Source organism: Streptomyces sp. NPDC048434 (assembly GCF_043200375.1).
Taxonomy (GTDB): domain Bacteria; phylum Actinomycetota; class Actinomycetes; order Streptomycetales; family Streptomycetaceae; genus Streptomyces.
In genome coordinates, this window is sequence record NZ_JBICXQ010000016.1 from 1 (window position 1) to 25,549 (window position 25,549).

The window sequence follows — 25,549 nt, forward strand, 5'->3', positions numbered from 1 at the left end:
GGGGGGTGCGGGCCCTGCCCCCGGGGGTTGGGGGGGGGGGGCGGGGGGGGGCGCCCGCGGGGCGGGCCGCGCGGGGGGGGGGGGGGGCGCCCCCCCCCCCCCCCCCCCCCCACGGTCGGCGACGCAGGCACGGGAGCGGTCGCCGCCACGGGGTACGGACGCTACTTCGCGCTACGCGCCAGCCCCAGTGCGTACTTGGGCCACCACGCGCCCGCCTTGGGGCCGCCCTTGCAGGTGCCGTCGGACTCCCCCGGGCGTTTGATCCACAGGTAGGCGGCTATCAGGGGGTCATCGGTCTTGGTGGTCGGTGGGGTGCCCAGGGCGCGGCCGGGCGGGTTGCACCAGTTTTCCGGGTCGTCGCCGCCGGGGGCCGGACCGTTGCCGTTGCGGCTGGTGTCGATGACGAAGTGCTTGCCGCCGACCATGGCGGACAGCCGCTTGCCGTACTTCGTGTTCTCCGCGGTGGTCTGGTAGTTGGAGATGTTCAGCGCGAAGCCGTCGGCGCGGTCGATACCGGCCCGCTTGAGGGGCTCGACCAACTGGCCCGGGTCCTTGATCCAGTGGGGATTGCCGGCGTCGAGATAAACCTTGGTGTGCGGCAGCGCCTTGAGCTTGCCGACCGCCTCCGTCAGCAGGGCGTAACGCTCCTCGTGGAACTGCTGCGGGGTGCACTTGTCCGCGATGTGCGGTAGCGCGTCGGGCTCCAGGATGACGGTGGTGGCGCGGTCACCGATGCCCTTGAGCACGCCGTCCAGCCAGGTCCGGTACGCATTGCCGTCGGCGGCGCCGCCCTTGGAGTAGCGGCCGCAGTCGCGGTGCGGGATGTTGTAGAGAACGAGCAGCGCCTCGCGGTCGGCCTTCGCGGCCGCCTGGGTGAAGCCGCTCGCCTCCCCCTGCGGGTCGTCGACGCCTATCCACTCCGCGACCGGCTGCGCCGCGATCTTGTTGGCCAGGCGGGCGTCCGCGGCCCTGCCCTCGTTGCCGTAGGCGGACACCTGGCGGGCCGCCTTGCTTTCCGGGTTGACCCAGAACGGTGCGACGGACTTGGGGCGTTGGCCCGGTTTGGCCGGAACACTGTCGTCGGTGCCGTCGGACGAGGAGCACCCGGCGAGCAGCAGCAGAGCCAGTGCCCCCACGGTCGCCCTCGTCGTTGCCGCCCTGGCATGCGCGGTGCGCCGCCGGCCGTCGCGGGGCCCGCCCGGCGGACCGACCCCGGCCATCCGTCGCAGATCGCCGTACATCCACTCCCCCTCGGAACATCGAACACGACCGGCGGGGACGCCGACCACAAACATCGTGGCACACGGCCGTCCGCCGGGGTCGGCCTGTGGAGGGGGCTGTCCACAGGCTGCTAAGAGGCTTGACGAATGGCGTTCGTGGTGGTTCAGCCGTCACCCGCGCCCGCCGCCTGAAGGGACGTCAAGTAGGCCGAGATCACGACCACGTTCGCGAGGCCGTTGCCGCGCGCGTGGCCGGTGCCGTGGCCGCCGTGGCCGCCGTCTTCGAGGATCAGCCGGAGTTCGGAACGGCCCCGTTCTCGGGAGGCGTAGGCCTTGCGCGCGTCGAAGCGGTCACGGTCGTAGAGCTGGACGTCCTCGACGGTGAAGTGTGCGGTACTGCCGTCGGAGCGCTGGATGTCCACCCGCTCCCCCGGCTTGACGGCGGTCAGACGGTGGACGACGGTCCGCCGGGCGCGCGGGCCGCGATCGGCGCCGGCCCGGCCCACGAGCAACGCCGCGCCCGCCGCGCCCGGTTGCGGCCCTTCGGCGTACCAGCCGACGAGGTCCGGGGAGGTGCCCGGGGGCGGGGTGAGGATGCCGTGGTCGTCGAGGCCTCGTTCGGCGATGCCGCCCTCCCGTACACCGAGTGCGTCGACGGTGATCCCGACGGGCTTCGCGGTCGCCGCGGCGGGCACCGGCGTGTGCGCATGCGGGGGCGCCTGGCGGCCCAACGGGCGCCCGACGGCGGCGACATCACCGGTCGTGGCGAGCTGCGCGGCCACCCCGTCCGCCAGATCTCGGCCCCAGAGCCACAGGCCCAGCAGCAGCACGGCCCAGGCCACACCGGCGAGGAGCTTTCCGGGGGCGGGGCCGGAGCTGCGGCTGGGGCTGTGGGCGGCACCGGGAGCGGGGGTGGTGCGGGTGGACGTGGTGCGGGTGGACGTGGTGTGGGAGGAGGTGATGTGGGTGCCGGGCGGGGCGAGGGGGCTGAGGGTGTCAGGGGTGCCGGATGCGCCGGGTGAGCCGGACGTACCGGGTGCGCCGGAGGTACCGAATACGACGCTCATGCCGGTCGCAGCGGCCGCGCCATGTACGCCGTCCCTGCTGCGTACGCCGTCCCTGCTGCGAACGCCGCCCGCGCCGGACAGGGCACGCACCCCGACCACTGCCTCGGCCCGCCCCTGTTCCTCAGTGCTCATCGGCGTCGCCCTGCCGCTCGCGGCGCAGTCGCAGCCGGAGCCGGAGCAGTTGGCCCGCGATGACCAGGATGGCGCCGCCGGCCAGCACCAGGCCGACGGCCGAGGTGCTGCTCAGCTCGCGACTCGGGGAAGCCTTGGCGGGCGCGTCGGGGTCGGCGGCCGAAGCGAGGTGGATGACCGGAATGGGGTCGACGGCCGAAGCGGGGTGGGCGGCCGGGACGAGCTGGGTGGTCGACGCGAGGTGGGCGGCCGAAGCGGGGTGGGCGGCCGGGGCCGCCGCCGTGGTGGCCGTGCCGGCGTGCGTCGTCCCCGCAGGGATTGCCGTGCGGCCGGTACCGACCGGACAGACGACGGTGCGCGGGTGGGCGCCGGGCAAGACATCGGGCAAGGCGTCGGGACGTATCCGGGCGCCGTCGGTCAGGCCCCCCGCGGCACGGACGAGCGGTACCGCGTCGGTGAAGGCCTCCGGTCGGATGGTGGCCCGCCCGGCGTGGCAGCCGGTGTCTCGCCGGGTGACCGCACCGCCGGGGGCGGCCGGCGCGGGGGTGACCGAGACCGTTCCGGTCCGGGTGGCGCGTGCGTCCCCGGCGTACGCGGGCGGCGTCGTCACCGCGCAAGCCGCGACCGCGGCACAGAGAGCAAGTTGCCGTGAGCGCATGGTGAACCTCCGATAACTCCGAAGGTCCGCCCGCGCGCCCCCGGCCGCATCCGGTGCGGTCCGAGGCTGCGCCGTTCGGGTGGGGGTCCGGGGCGTCCGAGGCGTCCGAGGCGTCCGAGGCCGGGACGCCTGTGGCGACGTTCGACGACCACCAGGGCAAAGCACCCTCACCGCAGCCCCCGCCCGGCCAAGCCCTCCAGACGCAGCTCCCGCCAGGTCACGCGCCCCCGAGCCCGCTCACACCAGGTCGATGAGGTCCGCGATCGAGTCCACCACACGGGAGGGCCGGAACGGGTGCCGGTCGACCTCTTCGGGGCGGGTCAGTCCGGTCAGTACGAGGAAGGTCTCCATGCCCGCCTCCAGACCGGCGAGCACGTCGGTGTCCATCCGGTCGCCGATCATCGCGGAGGTCTCGGAGTGGGCGCCGATGACATTGAGACCGTGCCGCATCATCAGCGGGTTGGGCTTGCCGACGAAGTACGGATCGATGCCCGTCGCCTTGGTGATCAGGGCGGCCACCGAGCCGGTCGCGGGCAGCGCGCCCTGCGGGGAGGGACCGGTCTCGTCGGGGTTGGTGGCGATGAACCGCGCCCCCTCGTTGATCAGCCGGATCGCCTTCGTCAGCGCCTCGAAGCTGTAGGTGCGGGTCTCGCCGAGGACCACATAGTCCGGGGAGTGGTCGGTCAGGACGTAGCCGATGTCGTGCAGGGCGGTGGTCAGGCCCGCCTCCCCGATGACGTACGCCGTGCCGCCGGGCCGCTGGTCGTCCAGGAACTGGGCGGTGGCCAGCGCGGACGTCCAGATCGACTCCCAGGGCACCTCCAGCCCGATGCGGTTCAGGCGGGCGTGCAGGTCACGCGGGGTGTAGATGGAGTTGTTGGTCAGCACGAGAAAGGGCTTGCCCGACTCGCGAAGCCGCTTGATGAAGGCGTCCGCCCCGGGGACCGGAATGCCCTCGTGCATCAGGACGCCGTCCATGTCGGTGAGCCATGACTCGATCGGCTTGCGCTCTGCCACTGCCGGACTCCTGCCGTGCGTGTTGACCAGGGGCGCCGGCCGTCTCCCGTACGCGTCGTGGCCCACGCGAATGGCCCACACGTCGTACGCACGGCCGACGCCTCCACCCTAAGTCAGGGGGCGGAAGCCCTGACCCCCGCGATCACTCCGGATCTTCTGCCGTGGACCGGCCTGCCCCTCGGTTCTCCGCACTCCGCGGTCTGCAAATCCGCAGTCCGCAATGCGTCACGCGGCGCCGCGGTCAGCCGTGCGGCGAGGAGGCACAGCTCGCCGTTCGACACCTGGCGACGAGTTCACGGCCGGGCGCGGCCGGTGTGCCCGTACCCAACCGGGCGGGCGGGTCGGCACGGGCACACCGGCCGCCGCGCTCAGCTCCCCGTCGCCGTCCGCCACGCCTCCACGTACGAGTCCAGGTTCTTGTCGATGTCACTCCAGTCCGGCCGGAAGATCTCGACGTCCTTCATGATCCTGGCGAGTTCGGTGGCGTGGGCGTCGGTGGCCTTGATGTCCTTGCGGGCGGTGAAGCCGCCGCCCACCGAGGAGACCTGGCGCTGGACGGGGGCGGAGAGCAGGTAGTCCAGGAACTTCTTGGCGTTGGCGCTGTGCGGGGCGTTCTTGACCAGGCCGGCCGCGTACGGCAGGGCGAAGGTGGTGGGCCTGCTGCCGGACTTGGCGGCGGGGAAGAAGATGCCCTGGTGCGGCATCGACGTCATGTTGGCGTAGTTCATCTGGACATCGCCGTTGGCGACCAGGAGTTCGCCCTTGTCGGTCTTGGGGGCGAGCTGGCCGGTGGAGGAGGACGGGCCGACGTTGTTGGCCTGGAGCTTCTTGAGGAAGTCCATCGCCGGGCGCCGGCCGCCGAAGTCGTGCAGCGCCTTGATGAGGACGGCGGTGCCGTCACCGGCGACGCCGGGGGTGGAGTACTGGAGGTGGTTCTTGAACTTGGCGTCCAGCAGGTCCTGCCAGGTGGCGGGGGGCTGCTTGAGCTCCTTCTTGTTGTAGATGAAGCAGAAGTAGTTGTTCACGATCGAGGTCCACTTGCCGGACGGGTCCTTGTCCGCGGCGGCGACCTGGTCGGATCCCTTGGGGCGGTAGGTGTCCAGGAGGCCCTTGCCATCGGCCTGCTGGATGAACGGCGGGAGGGTGACGACCACGTCCGCCTTGGTGTTGACCCGTTCGCGGGCCAGCCGCTGGACGGCGGCACCGGAGCCGGACTCGACGTAGTTGACCTTGATGCCGGTCTTCTTCTCGAAGTCCTTGAAGACCGTGTCGTAGAAACCGTCGCCCTTCTCGCTCTTGAGGCCGTCGGCGCTGTAGACGGTGATCTCCTTGGCGTGGGGGTCGGCGGTGGAGGCGCCGCCGCAGGCGGTGAGCGAGACGCCGAGGACGAGGGCGCCGCTGCAGGCGGCGAGCGGCTTGCGGAGGGGGCGGGGGCGGGACATGGCGCGATAACTCCTCAGAAGGGCGTGGCTGTTGCGGGGAAGCGGCGGTAGGGAGCCTTGGGCGGATACGGGGAGGCGGCGGTAGGAGGCCTCGGTGCGGACGCGTCGGAGGCAGTGGCAGGAGGCCGTGGTGCGGATACGGGGGTCAGCGGTAGGAGGCCCTGGTGCGGACGCGGGAGACGCCCAGCAGGACGAGCAGGGTGGTGGCCATCAACGCGACGGCCAGTGCGGCACCGGCGAAGAGGGAGCCGCGGTCGGTGGCGGCGAAGATCTGGACCGGCAGCGGCAGCCAGTCCGGCGGATAGATCATCATCGTGGCGCTCAACTCGCCCATGGACAGGGCGAAGCACAGGCCCACGGCCGCGGTGAGGGACGGCAGCAGCAGGGGGAGCCTGACCCGCCACAGGACGTAGGCGGGGCGGGCGCCGAGGCCGGCCGCGCTCTGTTCGTACGCCGGGTCGAGGCGGGCCAGCGCGGCCGTCACGGACTGGTAGGCGAAGGCGGTGACCAGCACGGTGTGGGCGATGATCACGATCTGGGGAGTGCCGTTGAGCAGGAAGGGGGGCCGGGAGAAGGCCACGAGGAGGGAGAGGCCCACGACCACGGAAGGGACGGCGACGGGGAGCAGGAACAGCCCGTCCAGGAGGCGGCGGGCGCGGCGGCCGAGCTTTTCGGCGGCCAGGGCCGCCCAGGTGCCGGCGGTGAGCGCGGCCAGGCTCGCCGCCAGTGCGGTCAGAACGCTGGTGAGCAGGGCGTCCAGCGCATCGCCGTGGGCGATGTCCTGATAGTGCGTCAGGGTGGCGCCGGAGGGCAGTGCGCCGCTCCAGCTGCTCGCGAAGGACGCGGCGACGATCACCAGCAGCGGCAGGGCGAAGACGGGCAGGAAGAGGGCGAAGAAGAGGAGGTGGACGGCCCGGCGGGCGGTCCTGCTATGCACCAGCACGGTGGGGTGCACCTCCTGTACGCGGGCCGGCGCCGCCGCCCGTACGGGACATCACCGTCCGGTAGAGGGCGTAGAGCGCGACGGACAGCGCGACGTTGACGACGGCGACGACGCAGGCTCCGGTGTAGTCGCCGTCGAGGATGGCCTTGGTGTACACGAGCATCGGCAGGGTGACGACGTCCTTGGCGCCGGTGAAGAGCACGATCCCGAACTCGTTGAGGCACAGCACCAGTACCAGCGCGCCGCCCGCCGCGAGCGAGGGCAGCGCCTCCGGCAGGATCACCTTCCGTACGATCCGCCACGGCCGGGCACCGAGCGAGGCGGCGGCCTCCAGCTGCCCGGTCTCCACCTGCGAGAAGGCGGCGAGCAGCGGTCGCATCACGAACGGGGTGAAGTAGGTGACCTCGGCCAGCAGTACGCCCCAGGGGGTGTGGAGGAAGTCCAGCGGCCCGTGGGCGGCACCGGTCGCCTCCGTCCACAGGCCGTTGGCCATGCCGACGGTGCCGTAGAGGAACAGCAGGGCGAGGGTGATCAGGAAGGAGGGGAAGGCGAGGAAGATGTCGACGAAGCGGCTGAGCGCCTTGCCGCCGGGGAACGGGACGAAGGCGATCACGAGGGAGAGCGTCAGGCCGAGGAGCAGGGCGCCGACGGTGGCGCCGACGGCGATCAGCACGGTGTTCGTCAGCGCTTCGCGGAAGGAGGCCTCGGCGAGGACCGTGGCGTAGGGGGCGGTGGAGTGGCCGCCGTCCTCGGGGCTGAAGGACTGCCACACCACCAGGGCCAGCGGGTAGAGGAAGACCAGCGCGAGGGCGGCGACGGGGGGCAGGGCCCAGAGGGCGGCCCCGGTGCGGCGGGGGCGGGCCGGCGGGCGGGCGCTTCCCGCCGCCGGGACCGGTGCGGCCGTCGTGACCGCCACCGCCGTATCCGTCCTAGGCATACCGGGCACCGTCCTCCGTGAGCCCCGCCGGAATCAGCACCGCGTCCTCGGGCGCGAAGTGCAGTGCGACCTCCTCGCCCAGCGCCGGTGTCTCGCGCAGTTCGCGCACATCGGCCAGGACGCGGTGGCCGTCGACCGCCACATACAGCCGGTGCGTCGAGCCGCGCCACTGCACTTCGGTGACCGTGCCGCGCAGGGTATTGCCGTGGCCGCCGCCGTGCGGGCCCCCGCCGAGGCCGACGAGGTGCGGGCGCAGGCAGAGGGTGGCGGTGGCGCCCTCGGCCACACCGTCGCCGACGGGCACGGTCAGCGTCCGGCCGGCGAAGTCGACCCCGTTGCCGCGCACCGTCACCGGCAGCAGGTTGGCGGTGCCGACGAAGGAGGCGGTGAACTCGGTGCGCGGGCGGCGGTAGAGCTGCTGCGGGGTGCCGCAGTCCTGCAGCCGGGCCCGGTCCAACACCGCGATCCGGTCGGCCAGGGTCAGCGCCTCCACCTGGTCGTGGGTGACGTAGAGGAGCGAGATATCGGGCAACTCGCGGTGCAGCCGGGCGAGTTCGGCGAGCATGCCGGAGCGCAGCTGGGCGTCGAGCGCGGACAGCGGTTCGTCCAGCAGCAGCACGCCGGGACGGATGGCGAGCGCCCGCGCGATGGCGACCCGCTGCTGCTGCCCGCCGGACAGTTCCCGCGGGTGCCGGTCGGCGTAGGCGGCCATCCCGGTCATCTCCAGCGCCTCGGCGACCCGGCCGGGGATCTCGGCGCGCGGTGTCTTCTGCGCCTTGAGTCCGAAGGCGACGTTCTCGGCGACCTTCATGTGCGGGAACAGCGCGTACTGCTGGACGACCATGCCGATGCCGCGCTTGTGGGGCGGCAGCCCGGTCACGTCCCGGCCGCCGATCAGCACCCGCCCCGCGACCGGCTGGACGAATCCGGCGACCGCCCGCAGCGCGGTCGTCTTCCCGGAGCCGGACGGGCCGAGCAGGGCCATCACCTCGCCCGGTTCGACGGTCAGGTCGAAGGAGTCCAGGACGGTGTGCTCCCCGTGCCTGCCGTACGCCACGGACACCTGGTCGAAGCGGATGCCCGAGGCGGGCGGGGCCTGAGCGGCGGACGGGCCGACGGTCCGGCCGGGTGCCGTGGCGGCGGGGGCGGGCATCTCACACCACTCCCAGCAGCGCGGGCAGTTCGACGACCGAGCCGAGGACATGAGTGGCCCCGGCGGACACCAGCTGCGCCTCGTCGTGCGCGCCGGTCAGCACCCCGGCGACGACCGAGGCGCCGGCCCGCCGCCCGGAGAGCATGTCGTACGAGGTGTCGCCGGCCACCGCGATCCGCCGGACGGAGTCGGTGGCGTGGGTGCGCAGCAGCGCGGTGAGGACCATGTCGGGGTAGGGGCGGCCGCGGCCGCCCGCGTCGGCCGGGCAGAGGGTGAGGTCGGCCAGGTCCTGCCAGCCGAGCGCGCCGAGGATGGCGTCCTGGGTGACCCGGGCGAAGCCGGTGGAGAGCACGACGGTGCGGCCGGCGGCCTGCAGCGCCTCGATGGCCTCGCGGGCGCCGGGGAGGGGCGCGATCCGTCCGCCGTCGACCAGTTCCCCGTAAGCCGCCTCGAAGGCGGTGTTGGCGCGCCGGGCGGCGGCCTCGTCGCCGAAGAGATGGCGGAAGACGGAGATCTTGGACTCGCCCATGGTGGCCCGCACATAGGCGAGTTTCTCGGCGTGATCGGGGCTGCCCGGCTCGACGCCCAGGTGTCGGGCGGCGACGTCGAAGGCCTGCTCCACCAGGCCGCCGTCGGCGACGGTGGTGCCGGCCATGTCGAGGACGATCAGCTCGATGGCGTGGTGGTCGGCGTGGTGGTCGGCGTTGTCGGCACCATGGGTGTCGACGGCGCTGTCTGTGTTGTCAGTGTTATCGGTGGTATCGGTGTTGTCGGTCAACTCACTCACCAGCCCAGTTCGTTCGCGGTGGTCTCGGCGATTGCCGGGGAACAGGTCATGCCACGCCCGCCGGGCCCGGTGACCAGCCAGACGCCGTCGCGGACCTGCTGACGGTGCACCACACGGGAGGTGTCGGTGCACTGTGCGTAGACCCCGGCCCAGCGGTGGCGGATACGGGGCAGCGGGCGGCCCAGGATCGATTCGACGACGCCGGTCAGGTGCTCGTAGGGCTCCTCGACGGTGTCGAAGGCGAACGGCGCCTCGTACTCATGGGTGTCACCGATGGTCAGTCCGCCGTCGGCGCGCTGGACCATCAGCAGCTGCATCTTGTGCTCGGCGGCGGTCGGCGCCTGCGCCTGGCCCGCGTTGAGCGCGTCCAGGGCGTCGCTCCGGTACGCCGGGTAGTAGCGGAAGCTGTCGGCGTCGGCGACGGAGGTGGTCAGCGGTTCGCCGAGCGGGTCGGTCTGCATCATCTGCAGCCGCACCCGGCGCACCGGCAGCTCGGGGACCAGCTCACGGACCAGGCCGCCGAGCCAGGCGCCGGTGCAGAGGAGGACGGCGTCGCCGCGGTGGAGGTCGCCGTGGTCGTCGCGTACGGCGCGCTCGCCGGCCACCTCGCGGACCTCACGGCCGCCGAGGTAGGTGTACCGGCCGGACTCCAGCAGCGCCGCCTTCAGGGCGCGTTGGGCGATCCGCGGCTCGACGGCGGCGTCCCGCTCGCACCACAGCGCGCCGGCGAACGCGCCGCGCAGGGCGGGGTTGCGGGCGCGGGCCTCGTCGGCGTCCAGCAGCCGGTAGCCGCGGGCGGCGGCGTCGGGGCGGCGGGTGGCGGCCTCGGCGACGGCCAGCTCCGCGGCGTTCTTGACGACGGTCAGCGAGCCGATGGCCCGGAAGCCGGTCTCGGGGACGCGTGCGCCGATGCCCTCCCAGAGTTCGCGGGCGCGCAGGGCGGTCGTCAGCTCCTCGCCGCCCGCCCGGCCGCTGATCCAGATCTGGCCGAAGTTACGGACCGAGGCGCCGCGGGCCTCGGCCTCGCGCTCGATGTGCAGGACGTCATGGCCCCGCTCGACTGCGTGCCAGGCGTGCATGGTTCCCAGCACACCGGCTCCGACAACTATGACTCGCATGCCCCAGACGGTCGCGGCGGTGGGTGGCCCGTGGGGGGTGAGTGGGCGACGCGACGGTGAACAGGGTCTCAAACTTGGCCTAGACCCGTTATCTTCTCGTGATATCTGGAGTTCGGATGCCGCGCAGCGGCGGACCGTGTGCGGACCTGCCCAGGGGCTCCGCCCCTCAGTCCGACGTCGCCGGCTTCCCCAGGTGGGCGGTGAAGGAGAACCGGTCCCCCCGGTAGAGCGAGCGCACCCGCTCCAGCGGGCGGCCCCGGGTGTCCCGCGACAGCCGGTGGATCAGCAGCATCGGCAGCGCGCCCGGCGTGCCGATCAGCAGCGCCTCGCGCGGGGTGGCAAGGACGGTCTCCAGCCGCTCGTCCGCGTCGCCGAAGCCGATGCCCAGCCGCTGGTGGAGATAGGCGTAGAAGGACGAGTCCGGTTCGAAGCCGGTGGCCAGGTCCGGCACCCGCTCGACCGCGACATAGGTGCTCTCCAGTCCGACCCGCTCGTCGTCCGCGAGCAGCACCCGCTCCATGTGCCATACGGCGTCGCCCACTTCGAGCCCCAGATCGCCGGCGAGCTGCGGCGGGCACGGGAACCGGTCCAGGCCGACGAGGTGCCGGCCCGGCCTGCGGCCCTGGCCGCGTACGCCCTCCGTATAGCTCGCGAGCGACAGCGGCTGCTCCATCTTGGGGCCCGCGACGACCGTGCCGCGCCCCAGCCGCCGCAGCCGCCCCTCCAGGATCAGCTCACGCAGCGCCTGGCGCAGGGTCTCGCGCGAGACCTCGAAGCGCAGCGCCAGCTCGCGCTCGGTGGGCAGCACCTCGCCCTCGCCCAGCTCCGCCAGCAGGGCGGCGATATCGACCTTGGCCGCGTAGTACTTGGGAATGCGTCCGTGCTCGGGGATGCCGGACCGGACGGGTGCGCCAGGATCCTGGCCGTACGGGAACTCCACGGCGTGATCCTCGCACCACGGGGCGGGGCGGGCGGCGGCGGGCGGCGGCTGTGGCGCGGCCGGCTCCCCCCGCCCCGGGGTGAGGGGCGCCCCGGAGCTCCCCTCAGGGCGCGAGCGCGGACTGCCGCGCCCCGAACAGCGGCGCCAGCACCAGCTCCGCCGCCCCGTCGGCGACCACCCGCGCACCGCCGCGCGCGAGCGCCACCGGCACCACCTCCCCGGCCCCGGCCCTGCCGCGGGTGCGCGCCTGCTCGTCGAGCGCCTGGGCCACCCCGCTCAGAAACGTCTCGGGGTGCTCCAGCACGGTGCGCCCGCCGAGCAGCACCCGGTCGATGTCCAGCAGCTCGACGAGGTTGGCGGCGCCCACGCCCAGCGCCCGTGCCGCGCCCGGCAAATCGCCGCGGGCCACCGCCGCCAGGCACAGCGCCTCGATGCAGCCGCGCCGTCCGCAGCTGCAGCGCGGCCCGTCCCACTGCACGATCTGGTGGCCGAACTCACCGGCGCCGGTGCGCGGACCGCGGTAGATGCTGCCGTCGAGTACGAGCCCGGCACCGAGGCCGGTGCCCAGGTGGAGGTATCCGAACGAACCGGCGCCGGACGGTATCCCCTGAGCCAGGCCGAGTGCCGCCGCGTTGGTGTCCTTGTCGACGACGACGGGCAGGCCGAGCCGTTCGGCGAGCGCCTCCAGCAGGGGGAAGCCGTCCCACCGGGGCGCACCGGTGACCCGGCGCAGGACGCCGGTGGTGTGGTCCAGCGGTCCGGGGCAGGCGACCCCGGCGCCCAGCACCGGCGGCCCGCCGGCCTCCGCACGCAGCGCGGCGACCTCCCGTCCGGCGGCGGCGAGCACCTGCCCGGCGCCCGCCTCGAAGTCGAGCGGGGCACGGCGTACGGCAACCGCTTCGCCCGTGAGGTCGGCGAGTACGGCGGTGAGCTCATCGCGGTCCAGATGGAGCCCGACGGCGTGCCGGGCGCCGGGGACCAGCCGCAGGACGGTGGCGGGCTTACCGCCCGTGGACGCGCGGCGGCCCGCCTCGGCGACCAGGCCGTCGGCCCGCAGCCGGGCGGTGATCTTGCTGACGGCCTGCGGGGTCAGCCCGGTGTGGGCGGCGAGTTCCAGCCGGCTGACCCCCTCCTCGCCGGCCGCGCGCAGCAGCCCGAGCACCAGCGCGGCGTTGTGGCCGCGCAGGGCGGGGAGATTGGCGCCCGGATGGCCGGCGGTGCCGTGGGAGAGGTCGTTGCTGCTCACCCACCCATTGTCCGCATCGCTTGCACTTTGGCAACACCGTTGCTTAAGTGGAAGCCATGAGCGAGATGAGCGACTCCACCGGCACCGCTGCCCCCCACGACCCGCTCCGCGTCGGCCTCATCGGCTACGGCCTGGCGGGCTCGGTCTTCCATGCCCCGCTGATCGCGGCCACCGAGGGCCTGCAGCTCGACACCGTCTCGACCGCCAACACGGAGCGGCAGGCGCAGGCCCGCGCCGAGCATCCGGGGGTCCGTACGGTCGACACCCCCGAGGCGGTGCTCGAACGCGCCGCTGACCTCGATCTGATCGTGCTGGCGACGCCCAACAAGACGCATGTGCCGCTCGCCACCGCCGCGCTGGAGGCCGGTCTGCCGGTGGTGGTCGACAAGCCGCTGGCCGCGACCGCCGCCGAGGCCGAGAAGCTCGCCGCCCTCGCCGATGACCGCGGCCTGCTGCTCTCCGTCTTCCAGAACCGCCGCTGGGACAACGACTTCCGCACCGCCCGCAAGCTGATCGAGGAGGGCACGCTCGGCGACATCTACCGCTTCGAGTCCCGCTTCGAGCGCTGGCGGCCGCAGCCCAAGGGCGGCTGGCGCGAGTCCGGCGACCCGGCGGAGATCGGCGGGCTGCTCTACGACCTCGGCAGCCACCTCGTCGACCAGGCGCTGGTGCTCTTCGGCCCGGCCGTCTCCGTGTACGCCGAGTCCGCCGTCCGCCGACCGGGCGCGGAGGCCGACGACGACTCCTTCATCGCCCTGACCCATGCGGACGGCGTCCGCTCCCATCTGTGGATGAGCGCCGTCACCGCCGTGCTGGGCCCGCGCTTCCGGGTGCTGGGCAGCAAGGCCGGCTATGTGAAGCACGGCCTGGACCCGCAGGAGGCCGCGCTGCGCGAGGGCCGCCGGCCCGGCGACGAGGGCGGGGAATGGGGCGTGGAGCCGGAGTCCTGCTGGGGCCGGCTCGGTGCCGGGTCGTCCCCGCAGACCGGTGGCGGCGAGCGGGTACCGACGCTGCCGGGCGACTACCCCGCCTACTACGCCGCGATCGCCCGTGCGCTGCGCGAGGGCGGCCGGCCGCCGGTGACCGCCACCGAGGCCGCGGCCGCGCTGCGCGTCCTGGAGGCCGCGAAGCTCTCCGCCGCCGAAGGCCGTACGGTCCGGATCGAGGCCCGCGCATGAGCCCGGCCGGCGGACGGACGGCGGGCGAGGAGATCGGCGAGCTGACGGCGCAGGAGGAGCGGCTGGTCCTCGACGCCTTCAGCAACGAGGATGCCTGGCAACTGGGCTCGCTGCTGGTGGAGCTGGCGCGGGAGCGCGGCGCCGCGGTGACGGTCGACATCCGGCGCGGTGCCCAGCAGCTGTTCCACTGCGCACTGGCGGGGACCTCCGCCGACAACGACGCCTGGATAGCCCGCAAATGCGCCGTCGTCGAACGCTACGGCGAGTCCTCGTACCTGGTCGGCGCCCGCTTCCGCGCCAAGGGCCGCACCTTCGAGGAGTCCTCCCGGCTGGACCCGGACCGCTATGCCGCGCACGGCGGGGCGTTTCCGGTCCGGCTGCGCGGGACGGGTGTGGTCGGGGTGGTCGCGGTGTCGGGGCTGCCCCAGGCCGACGATCATGCGTTGGTGGTGGAGGCGCTGGAGCGGCTTCTGGCAGCGGGCTGAGCGGGTCACCACGGCCCAACTGCCCCTGCACGGCAGGGCGAGAGCCCCGGGCGGACCGGGGCGCTCGCCCTGCCGTGGCACCGACCGGCTCAGGCGTCCTTGAGTTGCTGGCGCTGGCGGCCCAGGCCGTCGATCTCCAGCTCCACGACATCACCGGCCCGCAGATACGGCTTGGGCTCCGGCCGGCCCATGGCGACGCCGGCCGGGGTGCCGGTGTTGATCACATCGCCCGGGTAGAGGGTCATGAACCGGCTGACATAGCGGACCACTTCGGCCACCGGAAAGATCTGCTCGGCGGTCGTGCCGTCCTGCTTCAACTCGCCGTTGACCCACAGCCGCAGGCCGAGGGCCTGCGGGTCGGGCACCTCGTCGGCGGTCACCAGCCACGGCCCCAGGGGGTTGAACGTCTCGCAGTTCTTGCCCTTGTCCCACTGGCCGCCGCGCTCGATCTGGAAGGCGCGCTCGGAGACATCGTGCGCCACCGCATAGCCGGCCACCGCCGCCAGCGCCTGCTCGTCGCTCTCCACATAGCGGGCGGTGCGGCCGATGACGACCGCCAGCTCCACCTCCCAGTCGGTCTTCACACTGCCCCGCGGCACCAGCACGGTGTCATCGGGGCCGACGACCGTGTCCGGGGCCTTCATGAAGAGGATCGGCTCCTCGGGGGGCGCGGCCCCCGTCTCCCGGGCGTGGTCGTGGTAGTTCAGCCCGATGCACACGATCTTGCCGATCCGGGCCAGCGGCGGACCGGTGCGCAGCCCGGCCGCGTCGAGCTGTGGCAGCTCACCGGATGCGGCGGCGGTGCGGATCCGCGCCAGTGCCCCGTCGTCCGCGAGCAGCGCTCCGTCGATGTCCGGCACCAGGCCGGACAGGTCCCGCAGGGCCCCTGTCCCGTCGAGCAGCGCCGGGCGTTCCGCCCCCACCGTGCCGACTCGCAGCAGCTTCATCGGTTCAACTCCCGTGGTCGAAGGGTCGGCCCAGGAAAGGGATTTCCGGGCCGGCCGATGGGGGACGGCCATCGAGCGATTTGGCCGATCGTCCAAGAAGGGGGTCCGGTCCGCAAGACCCCGTTCAAGGACTGGACCGTTACCGAGCGGTAGTGACGATCTCCCCGGGAGCCCCGCCGGCCTGCGGCTTCGCCCCGTCGGACGGGCGGTTCCCGGCCTGGGAGTTGGCCCGGGCCCGGGCCGCCCGCTGCCGGGCCGCGCGGCTCTTCGGCGCGCCCTTCCGGTCCGCACGCTGCGGGACCGGAGGCTGCTGCGGGGACCGGGTGCCCGACGCACCGTCAGCCGGGGCGCCCGCCGGCTTCCCCTTGGCGGGGGCCGCCGCGGTGGCCGCATCCCCGTCGCCGCGCGCCCGGTCCCGGTGCAGCAGCGCCCGCTCGCACGCCGTCCAGGTCGTCGTCGTGACCATGTAGAGCCCGGCGGCCAGCGGCACCACGGCCACCGTGATCAGCGTGCCGAAGGACAGCAGCGGCATCACCTTGGCCATGGAGGCCATACCAGGCAGTGCCGCGCTGCCGCCCGCGGCCGGCTGCGGGGCCTTGGCCGCCGCTGCCCGGGCCCGCCGGAAGTTCCAGGTGGCGACCGCCGCGATCAGGACGAACAGCCCGAGGTAGACCAGCCCGTGCGGCCCGAAAACCCCGCCGTCGCCGAGCGCCTCGCCCCAGTGACCGCCGAGCGGCGCACCCAGCAGCGCGTGGTCCAGGAGGCCGCCGCCCCCGGTCGAGAACAGGTGGTACATCACGAAGAAGACGGGCAGCTGCAGCAGGCTCGGCAGACAGCCGGCCAGCGGCGAGGCGCCGGTCTTGGCGTACAGCTCGGACGTCGCCTTCTGCAGCCGCTCGGGGTTGCCCTTGTGCTTGCGCTGCAGCTCGGTGATCTGCGGAGCGAGCGCCGAGCGGGCCTTCTCGCCGCGGGCCGCGGCGCGGGCGAGCGGGTGCAGCGCGGCGCGGACGCCGAGGGTGAACAGAACGATGGTGGCGGCCATGGCCGCGGTGCCGAAGAGCGGGGCGATCGCCTCGGCGCCGTGCGCCAGCGCCTCGCCGAGAAAGCCGAACATGGACATGGATGAGCCCTCCACGGGTCTCGTCGTGCCGGGATGTGGATTCGGCGTGACGAGCCGCGCGGACGCGGAATGCGGTGCGGTGACCGGTCCGGGCGCCTACGCGGCCGTCGGGAGGGGACGGCCCGGTGCTCGGGGGCGCGGGCGGCCGGCCGCGTCGGGATCACGTTGCGGCAGGAAGGCCGTACGCCGCTCGCGGTCGCGCAGGGCCGTACGGATCCGGCCCGGTGGTACGGGCCGGGCGCAGGCCGCGATCAGGAAGGCGCGGCACAGCAGCAGCAGCGCGCCGGTGGTCGCGGCGGCGGTCAGGGCCGTGGTGAGCCCGGTCTGCGTGAGCAGGAAACCGGCCAGGACGAAGAACAGCGCCGTGGTGCAGCGGACGCCGGGGCGCACCGCCCGGACGAAGTCCAGGGGAGAGCCGACGATGCGGTACATGCGGCGCCCTCCTCAGGTTGTCAGGTCGTCAAGACTTATCGGCTTCCGCTCAAGAGTAGCCACACCTCTGGGCAGCCGGGAGACCGGCCGATAACTTGCCCACCTTGCCGTTGGGACGACGGCAGACCAGGGGGACCAAGGGGGAACACCTAGGAGGTGCTGTGCGCGACATCAGCGTTCCGGCCGTCGCGGCTCCACTGCGGACCGGCGGTCTCGCCGACTCCGTTTTCGACACCGCCACTCACCAGCCGGATTTCGCTCAGCTCGCCCGCCGCGACGGCAGAGCGTCCGACGGCTGGCAGGAGGTGTCCGCGGCGGAATTCCGGAACGAAGTGATGGCCCTGGCCAGGGGGCTGCTGGCGGACGGGATCAGGCCCGGCACCCGGGTCGCACTGATGTCCCGGACGCGTTACGAGTGGACGCTGTTCTCCTATGCCCTGTGGGCGATCGGCGGACAGCTCGTACCGGTCTATCCGACCGCATCGGCCGAGCAGCTGCGCTGCATTCTCGTCGGGGCGAAGGTCGCCGCGATCGTCGTCGAGCACGAGGCGCAGGCCATGACGGTGGCCGAGGCCTGCAACGAGCAGGCCACGCTGCGCCGGCTCTGGCAACTGGACCTGCACTGCGTCCAGCGGCTGACGGAGGAGGGCACCCGGCTGCCCGAGGCGGATGTGCACCGGCTGCGCCACCTGGTCTCGCCGAACAGCGTCGCGGCGATCGTGTACACCTCGGGGACCACCGGGCGCCCGCGCGGCTGTGTGATCACCCACGCCAATCTCGCCGCCGAGTGCGACACCCTCTACGCGGGATGGGGCGGGCTGCTGGCCGCGCCCGGTGAACGCCCGTCGCTGCTGGCCTTTCTCCCGTTCGCGCACATCTACGGGCTGATGGTGCAGGTGGCCTGTCTGCGCGGCGGGGTGAAGCTCGCCCATCAGCCCGATGTGACGTCGGAGGAGCTGCTGCCGGCCCTCGCCTCGTTCCGTCCGACCTTTCTGTTCGCGGTGCCGTACGTCTTCGAGAAGATCTGCACCCGCGCCCGGCTGGCCGCGGAAGCGGCGGGCCGGCGGCGGACGTTCGACGCGGCGATGACGGTGGCGGTGCGCTACGCGGAGGCCCTCGCCCAGGAGGCGCGGGGCACCGGGCGCGGGCCCGACCCGTTCCTGCGGGCCCGGCACGCGCTCTACGACCGGCTGGTGTACTCCCGCATCCGGGAGACGCTGGGCGGCCGGGTGCGGACCGCGGTCTCCGGCGGCTCACCGCTCTTCCGTGAGCTGGGGCTGCTCTTCGCCGGGATCGGTATCACCGTCTACGACGGCTACGGCCTGACGGAGACCAGCGGCGCGATCACCGTGCAGCCGCCCGGCAAGGTGCGGTTCGGGACGGTGGGCCGCCCGCTGCCGGGCAGCGCGGTGCATCTGGCGCTGGACGGTGAGGTGTGGGTGCGCGGTCCGGTGGTGTTCGCCGGCTACCTCGACGAGGGCGGCACACCGGGCAGCGGGCTGTACGACGGCTGGCTGCCGACCGGCGACCTGGGCCATCTGGACGAGGACGGCTATCTCGTCATCACCGGCCGCAAGAAGGACATCATCATCACCAGCAACGGCAAGAGCGTGGCCCCCCAGGGTCTGGAACAGCGGCTGTGCGCCCATCCGTTGATCTCGCAGTGTGTGGTGGTCGGCGACAACCGGCCCTATGTCACGGCGCTGATCACGCTGGACCCCGAGGCGCTGAGGCACTGGCGCAAGCTGCGTGACGAGCCCGGCCCGGACTGCACGGCACCGTCACCGGAGGAACAGCTGCAGGCGGAGGTGCGGCGGGCGGTGGCGCGGGCGAACGCGTCGGTGTCGCGGTCCGAGTCGATCCGCGCCTTCCGGGTGCTGCCGGGCGAGTTCAGCCAGGAGTCCGGGCTGATGACGCCGTCGCTCAAGCTGCGGCGGGCGGCGATCGTACGGACGTATGCGGGGGAGATCGACGCCCTGTACGCGGAGGGCAAGCGCGAGGAGCCCGGCACGCGGCGGGACCGTCGCAGATGGGCGGCGGCGGGGCTGTACGCGCGCTGAGCGCAGCTCAGGCAGCACTGGACGGGCCCGGCCGGGCATACGGAAGCCGGCGCACGTCACCCGTTCCCCCGGCCGGGCCCGCCCGCGGCACCGTAGCAGTGCCGCGGCGGGCCCGGCCGTTATTTGTCCAGGGGTGAGGACCCGGGCCCGCGGGCTCGTTACGGCACTTAGCGTCCGGTGAGATTCCAGTAGTGCCGAACCGGGAGGCCGTGTGCGGTCGATCCTCAGCAATTCCGCAACATCCGGGCGGGCCATCGCCACCGGACTGGTGGTAGCCGCGCTCGTCGCCACGCTCGGGGCGCTGCTGCTGCCCGTCCAGCTCTTCGGCGAGTCCGCGGCCGCGGCGACCACCACCCTCACGTACGACGACGACGGCGGGGGCACGGTGGAGACCCGCTACGGTCCGCTCACCGCGATGGACCGGGACTTCGTGCGCAAGGTCAAGCTGGCCGGGCTGTGGGAGCTGCCCTCGGGCCGGATGGCCCAGCAGCGCGGGACAACCACCGCCGTCCGCACGGCCGGCAACCATCTCGTGGCGGGACACACCGAGCTGGACCGGCGGTCGAACGAGGCCGGACAGGCGCTGGGCGTCGCCCTGCCCTCGGAGCCCAACGTCGCCCAGCAGGGCTGGCTCGGGCAGCTCAAGGCCGCCCAGGGAAAGGAATTCGACGCGACGTTGGCCGAGTTGTTGCGCCGGGCCCACGGCAAGGTCTTCGGGCTGATCGCCTTGGTCCGCGATCAGACCAAGAACACGATGGTGCGTGCCCTGGCGGACCGCGCCAACAGCGTCGTGCTGGACCACATCACGGTCCTGGAGAAGACCGGGGACGTCGACTTCAACACCCTGCACACCAGCTGACCGAGCGCAGCTGCCGCGTTGCGGCTGCGCCCCACCCCGACCATCTGTCAACCGAAACAGGACGACACCCCTCACATCGGACGAAGCGAAGTGATCTCATGAGGCAACGGCAACAGGCCCATAAACGCTCGCGTTTGACGAACAGAATGCTCATCGGCGCCACCGCCCTCCTGCTGGGCGGCGGCGGACTGGCCGCCTACGCCACCACGGCGCTGGCGGGCAACAACACCCCCGGCACGACGTCCGGCCATCAGCACACCGCGTCCGGCATCACCATCTCCTGCCCCGATGTGGGCGAGCGGCTGCGGACCGTCCCGCGCAGCGCCCAGCTCCCGGTCTCCAAGGGGCTGTCCGCCCTCGACAAGCAGGTGCACGACGCCTACCACAAGATGATGGGCGGCAGCGGTACCGCCGTCATGTCCCCGCTCAAGGCGCAGCGGCAGAAGACCATCAAGATGATGGTCACCGCGATCGCCAAGAACACCAAGCGGCCGGGCTATCTGCTGAAGATGAGCGGCTGTACCACCAAGCCCGTGGACGAGGGCGCCGGCGCCGGCGGCAACGACTCCACGAAGTCCGTGCAGGACGGCTGGTACCAGGGGCAGAACCAGACCCAGGACGGCCAGCAGCAGGGCCAGGACCAGCAGGGCCAGCAGCAGGGCCAGGACCAGCAGCAGGGCCAGGATCAGGGCCAGCAGGGCCAGGACCAGAACGGCGGCCAGCAGGGCCAGGCCGGCGGGCCCTCCCCCGACGACTTCGTCGACATCACCAGCGTCCAGCCGAACGCGGACGCCCCGCCGTTCGCCGCCCCCAAGGGGGGCAACGCCTCGACGGGCACCTTCACCACCGAGTGCGGCCGCAATGAGGACGGCCACTTCAACTCCGACAACGTCATCGTGACGCCGGGCGTCAGCAACGGCGCGCACCACACCCACGACTACGTCGGCAACAAGGCCACCGACGCCTTCTCCGACGACAACAAGCTCGCCGCCTCCGACACCACCTGCAACAACGGCGACCAGTCCACCCACTACTGGCCGGTGCTGCGCAAGCTGGACGGGAACGCGGAGCAGAAGCCGGGCGCCGCGCAGGACGCCAACGTCGGCACGACGCTGACCCCCGCCACGGTGACCCTGAAGTTCCGTGGCAGCCAGGTCGGCCAGGTCGAGGCGATGCCCCGCTTCATGAAGATCATCACCGGTGACGCCAAGGCGTTCACCAACGGCACCAAGAACGCCAACGCCTCCTGGAGCTGCACCGGCTTCGAGGACCGGCAGCTGAAGGACAAGTACCCGCTGTGCCCGGAGGGCTCCCAGGTGGTGCGGACCTTCGCCTTCCAGAACTGCTGGAACGGCCGGGACATCGACAGCGGCAACCACCGCGACCACGTGACGTTCTCGGACCAGAACGGTGTCTGCCCCAACGGCTTCAAGGCGATCCCGCAGCTCACCCAGCGGATCACCTACGACGTCCCGCAGGGCAAGAGCTTCGCGGTGGACAGCTTCCCCGAGCAGCTGCACAAACCGGTGACCGACCACGGTGACTTCATCAACGTGATGCCGGACCAGCTGATGAGCAAGGCGGTCGACTGCATCAACGGCGGCCGCAACTGCACCTGAGGGCCCCGGTGAGCCCCTCGGGGGATTCCCCCGAGGGGCTCACTCACGGGCCCTTGGCGGCCCGTGGTCCCTGGCTCGTGTCCGTGGTCCCTGGCTCGTGGCCTGGGGCCCCCGGCCGTGGCCTGTGTCCCCTGGCCGTGGCCGTGGCCCCTGGCTCGTGGCCCGTGGCCCGTGGCCTCAGCCCGTGGCCTCAGCCCGTGGCCTCAGCCCGTGGCCCCTGGCCTCAGCCCCTGGCCCATGGCCTCAGCCCCTGGCCCATGGCCCATGGCAAAGCAGCGGCCCCGACCCGGATGTCCCGGGGGTCGGGGCCGCCGCTTGGCGCCGGGTGGCTGCGCTGCCGCTGTACCGGAAGGCTCTCGCCGTACCGGCCGGTTTGTCAGCTCAAGGGGCGCGGTTCAACCGTCGGTTCCTCAAAGACCGTTGACGCGGGCCTCACGCGCCATGCCCAACGGGCGTATGGACGAGGCGACGGCCCGTGCGCGGCGGCCGGCCCGTGCGCGGTAGCTGCGGACATGCGCCATCAGCCGGCGGCTGCGCAGCGCCATCTCCAGCTCGAAGCGGGTACGCGGATCGCGCAGCACCGGACCGAAGAGCTTCTCGATCTGACGGAGGCGGTAGCGGACCGTCTGGGGGTGCACATGCAACAGCTTGGCCGCCTCGGGGGCTCCGCCGCCCTCCAGCCACGCCAGCAGCGTGACTTCGAGCCGTTCGCTCTGCCGGGGCGTCAGCTCCTCCAGCGGGCCGAGCCAGCGGGAGGTCAGCGCGTCCGCCAGCGACTCGTCCTGGAGCAGCAGCAGCGCCGAGAGATGGTCGTCGACGAACGCGGGCCGCGACTCCGGGCCGACCCGGCCCGGCGCCAGCGTGAGCAGATAGCGGGCCCACCGCAGCGAGGACGCGGTGTCGGTGGCCGGAACGACGTGTCCGACCGCGGCCGGCCGCCCCTTGAGCGCCGCCTCCAGGCGGGCCCTGGTCTGGGTGGCCGGGTCGGGGACGAACAGACAGGTGTAGCCGTCGACGGAGCCGATGAGGGCATGCCCGAGCGCCGCGGCGAGTTGGGCCGCCTCGGCAGGTGTGGCGAGGACGACGGCCTGGAGGGTGTCAGGGACCGGCCAGCCGGCCGCACGGGCCAGCTCGCTCAAACCCTCCTCCGGCAGCTCCCGTTGTCCGGCGAGTACGTCGAACAGGTCCTGGCGGGCCCGTGCCACCGGCATCGGAGTGACAACGGACGGTACCGCCCTAGGTTTACTCTCCGACTCTTTTTGGTACCCAAGAACTGTCAGCAAGGCCTGTTCAAGCGCCCATTGTGCCTCTTCTACGGGAGTATCCCCGAGAAGTGCGGACAATGCGGGAAATCCGCGTTGCAACTCCACGACCAACTTGTCGGCGAGATCCGGAAGTTCATTTCTGACTACCCGGTTCCACTCGCCTCGGGGACGCGACCAGATGCGGTTCAGGAGATCACACATCGCTACCTCGATCCTGGCGGGGATGCGGCTGTTACTGGGGATTGGCGCCCCCCGGGCGCCTGAGTCGGCATCATCCGGAGTCACGCCGCGCGACCGCGATGCCAGTGCAGGAATTTGTCACAGCGCGATAAACCTTACGAAAGCCTGAACGCGTTCGGAGATGCTTTTACACATCCGGATTACGGCCCTGCGTATCCGACCGGTTACAGAATGTTTAGTGTTACCGGGGGTCACCCGAACAAAAGCCCCGGGCAAATTGCACCCCCGGGAGATTTCATCGAAATTCGCATCCCGCACCCGCGCCCTGACACCGGGAGGTCCGATGTCCGCACCGCGTATGCAGAGCCGCCGCGCCGCACACCGAGCCCGACCCTCGCCCTTCGTGCCTCGCCCCCGGCGTCCCCCGAACGAACCCGGGCCGCCGGCCCGACGTCCGGCCGGCGGCTTCGGCGGAACTGCCATGCTCCGCCCGGCACTTCCGGCCGCACTGCTGCTCTTCATCGCGGTCATGCTGCGCTCCGGCGCGATGGACGCCCTGCTGAGCTTCCTCGACTACGGCGCCGGGGTGCTCGCGCTGGTCTCCCTGTCGGTCACCGTGCTGTGGGGCCTGGCCGCCACCGACCGGATGGTGCTGCACTCCGGCCACCGGCTGCTCGCCCAGGCCGTGCACCGCGGCACCGGCGTCGCCGGCCTCGGCTTCCTCGGCCTGCACATCTGGGTGAAAATCTCCCAGGCCCACACCGATGCGACGGCCGCCGCGGTGCCCTTCACCGATGGCGCCCGCCCCGGCCTCATCGGCCTCGGCACCCTCGCCGCCTACGTGTTCGTCGCCGTCGCGGTCACCGGTGCGGTGCGCGGCGCCTTCACCGGCATCACCGCCTCCCGGTGGTGGCGGGGCCTGCACATGAGCGCGTACGTCGCCTGGGGGCTGGCCCTGGTGCACGGCCTCAGGGCGGGCCGCGGCCCGGCCGGCTATGCCCTCGCCGGCTATGCCATCTGCCTCGTCGCGGTGGCCGTACGACTCGCGCTCCGTATGCGCGACTCACGCAGGAACACAGGAGAACTCCCATGACCGCCCCCGCTCCCACCCGCCCGCTCCCGGCCGTCCGCGACCCGGAGCCCGTACCGACGCTGGCATCCTTCGGCCCGCCGCGCCTGCTGGCGGGCCTCGACGAGTTGCCGCGCATGAACCGGGTGGCACACCTGTCCCGGCACGGCAGCCTGCCCCAGCTCAGCTCCACGGAGCTGGTGGCGCTGGCCGAGGACATCGACCTGCGCGGCCGGGGAGGTGCGGGCTTCCCCTTCGCCCGCAAGCTCACCGCCGTCATGGACGGGATGCGCAAGGCCGACGGCAAGGGCGCGGTGGTCGTCAACGGCAGCGAGGGCGAGCCCAGTTGCCTCAAGGACACCGCGCTGCTGCTGCGCGCCCCGCATCTGATGCTCGACGGCGCCCTGCTGGCCGCCGACGCGCTCGGCGCCCATGAGATCGCGATCGGGGTGACCCGTATGGACGTCCTGAACTCCGTGCAGCGGGCCATCGACGAACGCGGTCCGGTGCGGCCGACGTTACGGGTCACCCTGCTGACCGAACGGTTCGTCACCGGCGAGGGCTCCGCGATGACGAACGGGCTGGGGGGCGGCCCCGGGCTCCCCTCCGGCCGCAAGATCCGCTCCAGCGAGCGCGGCCTGAACGGTCTGCCGACGCTGCTGTCCAACACCGAGACCTACGCCCAGCTCGCCGTGGCCGCCCGGCTCGGCGCGCTGGGCTACCGCACCACGGGCCTGCCCACGGAACCCGGCACGCTGCTGCTGACGGTCGCCGGCAGCCGGGTGGTGGAAGTCCCCTACGGCGTCTCGCTGGCCCGGGTCCTGGCGCTGTGCGGCATGGACCAGGGCCAGGGCGTGCTGATCGGCGGCTACCACGGCACCTTCGTGTCGCCCACCGACGCGCTGACCGCGACGCTGTCGAAGGAATCGCTGGCCGAGTACAACGCGGTGCTCGGTGCCGGTGCGGTGCTGCCGCTGCCGTACGACACCTGTCCGGCGGGCGAGACGGTACGCGTCGCGCAGTGGATGGGCGCCGAATCGGCCGGCCAGTGCGGCCCCTGTGTGCTGGGCCTGCCCGCGCTCGCCGAGCAGCTCGACCGCGCCGTACGGGGCGGCGGTACCAGCGCCCTGGAGGCCGTACAGGCCCGGATGCGGGCGGTCGAGAAGCGCGGCGCCTGCAGCCATCCGGACGGCACCTCGCGCTTCGTCGCCTCGGCCCTCGCCGCCTTCCCCGAGGAGTTCGAGCGTCATGCGCAGGGGTTCGGATGCGGCCGCCCGGTGACCGGTGCGCTGCCGGTCACCGGGCACACGCCGCCACCGATCGCCACGCCGCTGCCCGCTCGGGCGCCTGCGCCGCCGCAGGAGCGGCTGCTGGTCGACTGGACGCTGTGCCGCGGCCACGGCCTGTGCGCGGACGTGGTGCCCGGCGTCGTGAAGCTCGGCCCGGACGGCTATCCGGAGAAGGCCAGCATGCCGCTGCCGGCCCGGATGCGGCGCCGCGCGCAGCTCGCGGTGCGCCGCTGCCCGGCACTCGCGCTGCGGGTGCAGGGCGGCAACTGACCCGCCGGGCACGGTTTTTGCCCCCGGAGAAAATTCTTCGGCCCCGTTGAACGCCCGGCACCCCGTAGCGCGTATTCCCCCGGCGACGGCACCCCGCCGGGGGCCCCGGGCCACAC

22 protein-coding genes and 1 pseudogene are annotated in these 25,549 nt (G+C 72.7%); 7 read left to right on the top strand and 16 right to left on the bottom strand.

Annotated elements, in window-relative coordinates; translation table 11 throughout:
* Positions 1 to 161 precede the first annotated feature (161 nt).
* The 12 genes from ACGFWI_RS19815 to ACGFWI_RS19870 all read right to left on the bottom strand — a co-directional run bounded on the left by ACGFWI_RS19815 (position 162) and on the right by ACGFWI_RS19870 (position 12,660).
* Entirely contained in the window at positions 162 to 1,241 is a 1,080-nt protein-coding gene (locus ACGFWI_RS19815) for a glycoside hydrolase family 6 protein (RefSeq protein WP_393907263.1), read from the bottom strand.
* Positions 1,242 to 1,384: 143 nt separating this feature from the next.
* The gene (locus ACGFWI_RS19820; protein ID WP_393907264.1) at positions 1,385 to 2,419 is read right to left on the bottom strand and encodes a sortase domain-bontaining protein; all 1,035 of its coding nucleotides are present in this window, start codon (positions 2,417 to 2,419) and stop codon (positions 1,385 to 1,387) included.
* Entirely contained in the window at positions 2,409 to 3,029 is a 621-nt protein-coding gene (locus ACGFWI_RS19825; RefSeq protein ID WP_393907265.1) for a hypothetical protein, read from the bottom strand. Before ACGFWI_RS19825 ends, ACGFWI_RS19820 begins: the two co-directional genes overlap by 11 nt.
* 285 nt (positions 3,030 to 3,314) lie before the next feature.
* On the bottom strand, positions 3,315 to 4,094 hold the full coding sequence (locus tag ACGFWI_RS19830) for an HAD-IIA family hydrolase (protein WP_393907266.1): 780 nt from the start codon (positions 4,092 to 4,094) through the stop codon (positions 3,315 to 3,317).
* Positions 4,095 to 4,462: 368 nt separating this feature from the next.
* Positions 4,463 to 5,536, bottom strand: coding sequence for a 2-aminoethylphosphonate ABC transporter substrate-binding protein (locus tag ACGFWI_RS19835; protein ID WP_393907267.1), 1,074 nt, complete (start codon positions 5,534 to 5,536; stop codon positions 4,463 to 4,465).
* A 145-nt stretch (positions 5,537 to 5,681) separates the two neighbouring features.
* A complete protein-coding gene (locus ACGFWI_RS19840; protein ID WP_393907268.1) occupies positions 5,682 to 6,479 on the bottom strand; it encodes an ABC transporter permease in 798 nt (265 codons plus the stop codon).
* Positions 6,466 to 7,416, bottom strand: a complete 951-nt coding sequence (locus ACGFWI_RS19845; protein ID WP_393907269.1) for a 2-aminoethylphosphonate ABC transporter permease subunit — start codon at positions 7,414 to 7,416, stop codon at positions 6,466 to 6,468. Before ACGFWI_RS19845 ends, ACGFWI_RS19840 begins: the two co-directional genes overlap by 14 nt.
* The gene (locus ACGFWI_RS19850; RefSeq protein WP_393907270.1) at positions 7,409 to 8,569 is read right to left on the bottom strand and encodes an ABC transporter ATP-binding protein; all 1,161 of its coding nucleotides are present in this window, start codon (positions 8,567 to 8,569) and stop codon (positions 7,409 to 7,411) included. The genes ACGFWI_RS19845 and ACGFWI_RS19850 overlap by 8 nt, the downstream gene beginning before the upstream one ends.
* A 1-nt stretch (position 8,570) precedes the next feature.
* Positions 8,571 to 9,245, bottom strand: a complete 675-nt coding sequence (locus ACGFWI_RS19855) for a phosphonatase-like hydrolase (protein ID WP_393907409.1) — start codon at positions 9,243 to 9,245, stop codon at positions 8,571 to 8,573.
* Between the two features lie 107 nt (positions 9,246 to 9,352).
* Positions 9,353 to 10,474 (bottom strand): TIGR03364 family FAD-dependent oxidoreductase, encoded by a 1,122-nt coding sequence (locus tag ACGFWI_RS19860; RefSeq protein WP_393907271.1) that lies wholly within the window; start codon positions 10,472 to 10,474, stop codon positions 9,353 to 9,355.
* Between the two features lie 166 nt (positions 10,475 to 10,640).
* Complete coding sequence (locus ACGFWI_RS19865; protein ID WP_393907272.1) at positions 10,641 to 11,414, bottom strand: GntR family transcriptional regulator; 774 nt, start codon at positions 11,412 to 11,414, stop codon at positions 10,641 to 10,643.
* 103 nt (positions 11,415 to 11,517) lie between these two features.
* Complete coding sequence (locus ACGFWI_RS19870) at positions 11,518 to 12,660, bottom strand: ROK family protein (protein WP_393907273.1); 1,143 nt, start codon at positions 12,658 to 12,660, stop codon at positions 11,518 to 11,520.
* A gap of 56 nt (positions 12,661 to 12,716) precedes the next feature.
* Between ACGFWI_RS19870 and ACGFWI_RS19875 the strand changes: the two genes are divergently transcribed.
* Positions 12,717 to 13,838 (top strand): Gfo/Idh/MocA family oxidoreductase, encoded by a 1,122-nt coding sequence (locus ACGFWI_RS19875; RefSeq protein ID WP_393907274.1) that lies wholly within the window; start codon positions 12,717 to 12,719, stop codon positions 13,836 to 13,838.
* Positions 13,835 to 14,323 carry a heme-degrading domain-containing protein gene (locus tag ACGFWI_RS19880; RefSeq protein ID WP_393907275.1) on the top strand — a complete coding sequence of 163 codons (489 nt, stop codon included), beginning with the start codon at positions 13,835 to 13,837 and terminating at the stop codon, positions 14,321 to 14,323. The genes ACGFWI_RS19875 and ACGFWI_RS19880 overlap by 4 nt, the downstream gene beginning before the upstream one ends.
* An 89-nt stretch (positions 14,324 to 14,412) precedes the next feature.
* Here ACGFWI_RS19880 and ACGFWI_RS19885 read toward each other — a convergent pair whose 3' ends face one another.
* The 3 genes and pseudogenes from ACGFWI_RS19885 to ACGFWI_RS19895 form a co-directional block, all read right to left on the bottom strand.
* Positions 14,413 to 15,270: a fumarylacetoacetate hydrolase family protein gene (locus ACGFWI_RS19885; RefSeq protein ID WP_393907276.1), complete on the bottom strand. Its 858-nt coding sequence runs from the start codon at positions 15,268 to 15,270 to the stop codon at positions 14,413 to 14,415.
* A 376-nt stretch (positions 15,271 to 15,646) separates the two neighbouring features.
* Positions 15,647 to 16,390: pseudogene (locus tag ACGFWI_RS19890) on the bottom strand (YidC/Oxa1 family membrane protein insertase); the annotation flags it as partial.
* Positions 16,391 to 16,486: 96 nt separating this feature from the next.
* Complete coding sequence (locus ACGFWI_RS19895; RefSeq protein WP_393907277.1) at positions 16,487 to 16,822, bottom strand: DUF6412 domain-containing protein; 336 nt, start codon at positions 16,820 to 16,822, stop codon at positions 16,487 to 16,489.
* A gap of 161 nt (positions 16,823 to 16,983) precedes the next feature.
* Here ACGFWI_RS19895 and ACGFWI_RS19900 point away from each other — a divergent pair, with 161 nt between their 5' ends.
* From ACGFWI_RS19900 to ACGFWI_RS19910, 3 genes are all read left to right on the top strand, one after another.
* Positions 16,984 to 18,882 carry an AMP-dependent synthetase/ligase gene (locus ACGFWI_RS19900; RefSeq protein WP_393907278.1) on the top strand — a complete coding sequence of 633 codons (1,899 nt, stop codon included), beginning with the start codon at positions 16,984 to 16,986 and terminating at the stop codon, positions 18,880 to 18,882.
* A gap of 211 nt (positions 18,883 to 19,093) precedes the next feature.
* A complete protein-coding gene (locus ACGFWI_RS19905) occupies positions 19,094 to 19,741 on the top strand; it encodes a DUF4142 domain-containing protein (RefSeq protein ID WP_393907279.1) in 648 nt (215 codons plus the stop codon).
* Positions 19,742 to 19,887: 146 nt separating this feature from the next.
* Positions 19,888 to 21,360, top strand: coding sequence for a DUF1996 domain-containing protein (locus ACGFWI_RS19910; protein ID WP_393907410.1), 1,473 nt, complete (start codon positions 19,888 to 19,890; stop codon positions 21,358 to 21,360).
* A 410-nt stretch (positions 21,361 to 21,770) separates the two neighbouring features.
* On the opposite strand, the gene ACGFWI_RS19915 is transcribed toward ACGFWI_RS19910, so the two are convergent.
* On the bottom strand, positions 21,771 to 22,571 hold the full coding sequence (locus ACGFWI_RS19915) for a PucR family transcriptional regulator (RefSeq protein WP_393907280.1): 801 nt from the start codon (positions 22,569 to 22,571) through the stop codon (positions 21,771 to 21,773).
* 715 nt (positions 22,572 to 23,286) lie between these two features.
* On the opposite strand from ACGFWI_RS19915, the gene ACGFWI_RS19920 reads away from it, so the two are divergent.
* On the top strand, positions 23,287 to 23,898 hold the full coding sequence (locus tag ACGFWI_RS19920; RefSeq protein ID WP_393907281.1) for a hypothetical protein: 612 nt from the start codon (positions 23,287 to 23,289) through the stop codon (positions 23,896 to 23,898).
* Positions 23,895 to 25,433 carry an NADH-ubiquinone oxidoreductase-F iron-sulfur binding region domain-containing protein gene (locus ACGFWI_RS19925; RefSeq protein ID WP_393907282.1) on the top strand — a complete coding sequence of 513 codons (1,539 nt, stop codon included), beginning with the start codon at positions 23,895 to 23,897 and terminating at the stop codon, positions 25,431 to 25,433. The genes ACGFWI_RS19920 and ACGFWI_RS19925 overlap by 4 nt, the downstream gene beginning before the upstream one ends.
* Positions 25,434 to 25,549 lie beyond the last annotated feature (116 nt).

What these genes read in the sequence shown, in the direction of transcription:
- ACGFWI_RS19815 (WP_393907263.1), bottom strand. Translation starts at nt 1,241, where the DNA reads ATGTACGGCGATCTGCGACGGATGGCCGGGGTCGGTCCGCCGGGCGGG.
- ACGFWI_RS19820 (WP_393907264.1), bottom strand. Translation starts at nt 2,419, where the DNA reads ATGAGCACTGAGGAACAGGGGCGGGCCGAGGCAGTGGTCGGGGTGCGT.
- ACGFWI_RS19835 (WP_393907267.1), bottom strand. Translation starts at nt 5,536, where the DNA reads ATGTCCCGCCCCCGCCCCCTCCGCAAGCCGCTCGCCGCCTGCAGCGGC.
- ACGFWI_RS19845 (WP_393907269.1), bottom strand. Translation starts at nt 7,416, where the DNA reads ATGCCTAGGACGGATACGGCGGTGGCGGTCACGACGGCCGCACCGGTC.
- ACGFWI_RS19850 (WP_393907270.1), bottom strand. Translation starts at nt 8,569, where the DNA reads ATGCCCGCCCCCGCCGCCACGGCACCCGGCCGGACCGTCGGCCCGTCC.
- ACGFWI_RS19860 (WP_393907271.1), bottom strand. Translation starts at nt 10,474, where the DNA reads ATGCGAGTCATAGTTGTCGGAGCCGGTGTGCTGGGAACCATGCACGCC.
- ACGFWI_RS19875 (WP_393907274.1), top strand. Translation starts at nt 12,717, where the DNA reads ATGAGCGAGATGAGCGACTCCACCGGCACCGCTGCCCCCCACGACCCG.
- ACGFWI_RS19880 (WP_393907275.1), top strand. Translation starts at nt 13,835, where the DNA reads ATGAGCCCGGCCGGCGGACGGACGGCGGGCGAGGAGATCGGCGAGCTG.
- ACGFWI_RS19885 (WP_393907276.1), bottom strand. Translation starts at nt 15,270, where the DNA reads ATGAAGCTGCTGCGAGTCGGCACGGTGGGGGCGGAACGCCCGGCGCTG.
- ACGFWI_RS19895 (WP_393907277.1), bottom strand. Translation starts at nt 16,822, where the DNA reads ATGTACCGCATCGTCGGCTCTCCCCTGGACTTCGTCCGGGCGGTGCGC.
- ACGFWI_RS19910 (WP_393907410.1), top strand. Translation starts at nt 19,888, where the DNA reads ATGCTCATCGGCGCCACCGCCCTCCTGCTGGGCGGCGGCGGACTGGCC.
- ACGFWI_RS19915 (WP_393907280.1), bottom strand. Translation starts at nt 22,571, where the DNA reads ATGCCGGTGGCACGGGCCCGCCAGGACCTGTTCGACGTACTCGCCGGA.
- ACGFWI_RS19920 (WP_393907281.1), top strand. Translation starts at nt 23,287, where the DNA reads ATGCTCCGCCCGGCACTTCCGGCCGCACTGCTGCTCTTCATCGCGGTC.
- ACGFWI_RS19925 (WP_393907282.1), top strand. Translation starts at nt 23,895, where the DNA reads ATGACCGCCCCCGCTCCCACCCGCCCGCTCCCGGCCGTCCGCGACCCG.